At 73.7% G+C, this 5,010-nt stretch carries 1 protein-coding gene; it reads left to right on the forward strand.

Features of this window, described 5'->3' with window-relative positions; all coding sequences use genetic code 11:
- On the forward strand, window positions 1-5,010 hold a 5,010-nt coding region (locus AB0E78_RS41725; RefSeq protein WP_361844917.1), incomplete at both ends, for a type I polyketide synthase.

Consider the following 5,010-nt stretch of genomic DNA (forward strand, 5'->3'; position numbering starts at 1 on the left):
GAGTGGCCCGAGACCGGGCGTCCGCGTCGGGCCGGTATCTCGTCGTTCGGGATCAGCGGCACCAACGCACACGTGATCGTGGAGCAGGCACCGGACGACGCCGACAACGCCGGTACCGCAAAGGCCCCCAAGGCCGACGCATCCGCGAGTGACCTCGTGCCGTGGGTCCTCTCCGGCGGTACCCAGGAGGCCCTGCGGGACCAGGCGGCCCGCCTCGCCGCCTTCCTGACGGACCGCTCGGAGCTGGAGCCGCTCGACGTCGGCGCCTCCTTGGTGACCACCCGCGGGCGGTTCAGGCACCGGGCCGTGGTCACCGTCGACCCGCTCGACCGCGACGCCTCGCTGGCGGCGCTCCGCGCGCTGGCCGACGGCGAGGACGCGGGCGCCGCCGTGCAGGGGGTGGCCCGCGGCGGGACCCGCGCAGTGTTCGTCTTCCCGGGGCAGGGCTCGCAGTGGGCCGGTATGGGCGTCGAACTCCTCGATTCCTCACCGGTGTTCGCTGCCCGGTTCGCCGAGGTGGCCGCTGAGATCGAGGCGCACGTCGACTGGTCGGTCGAGTCCGCGGTGCGCGGTGGTGACGGCGCGCCTTCGCTGGACCGCATCGAGGTGCTGCAACCGGTGCTATTCGTGGTGATGGTGTCGCTGGCCGAGGTATGGGCCTCGGTCGGCGTCAAGCCGCAGGCCGTGGTGGGGCATTCGCAGGGCGAGATCGCCGCCGCGGCCGTCAGCGGCGCGCTGACCCTGGCGGACGCCGCGAAGATCGTGGTGCTGCGCTCGCAGCTGTTCGCCGACGAACTGATGGGCAAGGGCGCGGTGGCCTCGGTCCCGCTGTCCGCCACGGAGGTGGAGTCCCGGATCGCGCGCTTCGGCGACGTCCTGTCGATCGCCGGGAACAACGGCCCGCGTCTGGTGACGGTCGCCGGTGAGGTGGCCGCCCTGGAAGAGCTGGTGGCCGAGCTCGAGGCGGAGGGGATCCGCGCGAAGGTCATCGGCTCGACGGTGGCCTCGCACTGCTCTCAGGTCGAGCCGCTGCGCGACCGGCTCCTGGAGCTGCTGTCCTTCGTCCGGCCGCGGGCAGGCTCGGTCCCGATGTACTCCACGGTCACCGGAGAGGTTCTGACCGGCACCGAGCTGGACGCCGCGTACTGGTACGAGAACTGCCGCCGCCCGGTCTCCTTCGAGCCGGTGGTACGGGCGCTCGTCGCGGACGGCTTCGACGTCTTCGTGGAGTCCAGCGCCCACCCGGTCCTCACGTACGGCATCAGCGAGACCGCCGAGGAAACCGGCGTCGATGTCCATGCCCAGGGCACCCTGCGCCGCCGCGAGGGCGGCCTCGGGAGGGTGCTGAACTCCTTCGCCGAGGCCTGGAGCCGTGGCGTCGACGTCGGCTGGGGCGCACTGGTCACCGGAGGGCGGACCGTCGACCTGCCCACGTACGCCTTCCAGCACAAGCGCTACTGGGTCGCCGACCCGCTGGCCGGCGGCGACCCGGACGCACTGGGACTGGCCACCGCCGGGCACCCGCTGCTCGGTGCCGCGGTGGTCCTGGCCGAGGACCAGGGAGTCGTGCTCACCGGCCGGATCTCCGCACGGACACAGCCATGGCTCGCCGACCACGCGGTCGCGGGCACCGTCCTGCTGCCGGGCACCGGCTTCGTCGAACTGGCCGTCCAGGCCGGCGACGAAGTGGGCTGCGGACGGCTCGACGAGCTGATGCTGGAAGCCCCGCTGGTGCTGCCCGAGGACGGCGCCGTCACCGTGCAGGTCCGGGTCGGCGCGCCCGACGTCGACGGGCACCGCACGGTGAGCGTGCACGCACGGGGCGGCGACGGTGAGGAGTGGACCCGGCACGCCGGCGGTCTGCTCAGCGCCGAGCAGCCGACCCCCGGGTTCGACCTCGCCGCATGGCCCCCGGCCGACGCCGAGTCCCTCTCCCTGCAGGGCTTCTACGCCAGGCTTGCCGAGTCCGGGTACGGATACGGGCCCGCCTTCCAGGGCCTGCGCGCCGCCTGGCGGCGCGGCGGCGAACTGTTCGGCGAGGTGGCCCTGCCGGAGGTGGACGCGGAGGACGCCGGGCAGTTTGGCCTGCACCCGGCGCTGCTCGACGCGGCCCTGCACACCGCGCTGGCCGCCGCGTCGGACACCGACGACGTGCATCTGCCGTTCAGCTGGAACGGAGTGACCCTGCACGCCGAGGGCGCCGCAGCGGTCCGCGTACGGCTTGCGCCGCGCGACGGCGAGGGCATGAGTCTGTGGCTCGCGGACACCGAGGGACAGCCGGTGGCCTCCGTCGAGGCACTGGTCACCCGGCCGGTGGCCAAGGAGGTCCTGCAGCGTGTCGCCGCCGGCACCGACCAGGGCCTGCTGCTCGGCGTCGACTGGGTGCCGGCCCCGGCCCGCACCGAGCCGCCCGCACAGGCCGCTTGGCAGATCCTCGGCGACAGCTCACACGAATCCGCCGAGGGCGGACCGGAGTTCCTGGTACTGCCCTGCACACCCGTCAAGTGCTCGGCGCTCACCGAGATGGTGCACGAGGTCACCGGCGAAGTCCTGGAAACTGTACAGAGCTGGCTCGCGGCCGACTCCGGCGAGGGGCCGCGGTTGGTGATCCTCACCCGCGGCGCCGTCGCCACCAGGGACGGCGAGCCCGTGGCCAACCTCGACCAGGCCGCGTTGTGGGGCCTGGTGCGGTCGGCGCAGTCCGAGCACCCTGGCCGGTTGCTCCTCGTCGACGTCGACGAGGACACCGCCTGGGAGAGCGTGCTCGCCGAGGCGCTCGCCACCGGGGAACCGCAGGCCGTGGTGCGCTCCGGAGCCGTCCTGGTGCCCCGCCTCACCCGTACGTCCCCGCAGGACGCGACCGATACGGATACGGCCGCACCGGACCCCGACGGCACCGTCCTGATCACCGGCGGCACCGGCCTGCTCGGCCGTCAGCTGGCGCGGCACCTGGTCACTGTCCGCGGTGCCCGGAACCTGCTGCTGACCAGCCGCCGCGGCATGGACGCCCCGGGCGCCGCCGAACTCCTGGCCGAACTCGAGGAGTCGGGTGCCCGGGTGACGATCGCCGCCTGCGACGCCGCCGACCGGGACGCCCTGGAGGACCTGCTCACCGCGATCGACCCGGCGAACCCCCTGGTGTCCGTCGTGCACGCGGCCGGAGTCCTCGACGACGCGACCTTCGCCGCGCTCACCCCCGAACACCTCGGGAGGGTGCTGCGGCCCAAGGTCGACGCCGCGGTCCACCTGCACGAGCTGACTCGTGAGCTGCCGCTGACCGAGTTCGTGCTGTTCTCCTCGGCGGCCGGCGTCTTCGGCAACCCCGGCCAGGGCAACTACGCCGCCGCCAACGCCTTCCTGGACGCCCTCGCCCAGCAGCGCCGCGCCGAAGGGCTGCCCGGCGTCTCGCTCGCCTGGGGCCTGTGGGCCGAGGAGAGCGGCATGAGCGAGGAGGTGAACCGGGCCGGGTTCGGCCGCAGCGGCGTCGGCGAGATCAGCGTCGAGCAGGGCCTCGCCCTCTTCGACGCGGCGACCTCGGTGCCAGGCCGCGCCCTGCTCGTCCCGATCCGGCTCGACCTCGGCGTGCTGCGTTCGCGCGCCACGTCCATCGGCGGCGATGCGGTGCCCGTGCTGCTGCGCGGCCTGGTGCGGGTGCCGGCCCGGCGCGCGGCCGCCGCGGGCTCCGCCGCCGGGGGCTCTTCACCCCTGGCGCAGCGCCTGGCCGGGCTCTCCGCCGAGCAGCGGGAAAGGGCGCTGCTCGACCTGGTGCGCGAAACCGCGGTCGCGGTCCTCGGGCACAGCAGCGTCGACGCGATCGACCTGGCCCGAGGGTTCCTGGAGCAGGGCTTCGACTCGCTCACCGCGGTCCAGCTGCGCAACCAGCTGAGCAGCGCCACCGGTCTGCGCCTGCCCGCCTCGCTGCTCTTCGACTACCCGACGCCGTTCGGCCTCGCCGCCCATCTGGCGACCCGGATCAGCGGAGGCCCGCGCAGGAGCACCTCCGCCGCGCTCGCCACGGCCTCCGCGCCGGACGAGCCGCTGGCCATCATCGGCATGGCCTGCCGGTTCCCCGGCGGCGTCGCGTCCCCCGAGGAGCTGTGGCGCCTGGTCAGCGAGGGACAGGACGCGGTCAGCGAACTCCCGGCCGACCGCGGCTGGGACCTGGAGGGCCTCTACGACCCCGACCCGGAGGCCGCGGGCCGCAGTTACGTCAAGGAGGGAGCGTTCCTCTACGACGCGGGCGACTTCGACGCCGAACTCTTCGGCATCTCCCCGCGCGAGGCGCTGGCGATGGACCCGCAGCAGCGGCTGCTGCTCGAGGCGTCCTGGGAGGCGTTCGAGCGGGCGGGGCTCGCACCCGAGTCGCTGCGCGGCAGCCGCGTCGGCGTCTTCGCGGGCTACATGGGCACCGACTACCTTCAGGGCGGTGCACTGCCCGAGGGCCTGGAGGGGTACGCGGTCACCGGCAGCACCGGCAGCGTGGTCTCCGGCCGGATCGCCTACACCTTCGGTCTGGAGGGTCCGGCGGTGACGGTGGACACGGCGTGCTCCTCGTCGCTGGTCGCCCTGCACCTGGCAGCCCAGTCGCTGCGCAACGGCGACAGCACGCTGGCGCTCGCGGGCGGTGTCACCGTAATGGCCGGACCGCAGGAGATGGTCGAGTTCAGCCGCCAGCGCGGTCTTGCCCGCGACGGCCGCTGCAAGGCGTTCTCGGCCGACGCGGACGGCTTCGGCTTCGCCGAGGGCGCCGGCCTCCTGGTCCTCGAGCGCCTCTCCGACGCTCGCCGCAACGGTCACAACATCCTTGCGGTGGTGCGGGGTTCGGCCGTCAACCAGGACGGCGCGAGCAGCGGCCTGACGGCGCCCAACGGCCCGTCCCAGGAACGGGTCATCGAGGCGGCCCTGGCCGCTGCCCGGTTGTCTCCGTTGGATGTGGATGTGGTGGAGGCGCATGGTACGGGTACGTCGCTGGGTGATCCGATCGAGGCGCAGGCGTTGTTGGCCACGTAT

The organism is Streptomyces sp. NPDC032198 (assembly GCF_040636975.1).
GTDB lineage: Bacteria > Actinomycetota > Actinomycetes > Streptomycetales > Streptomycetaceae > Streptomyces.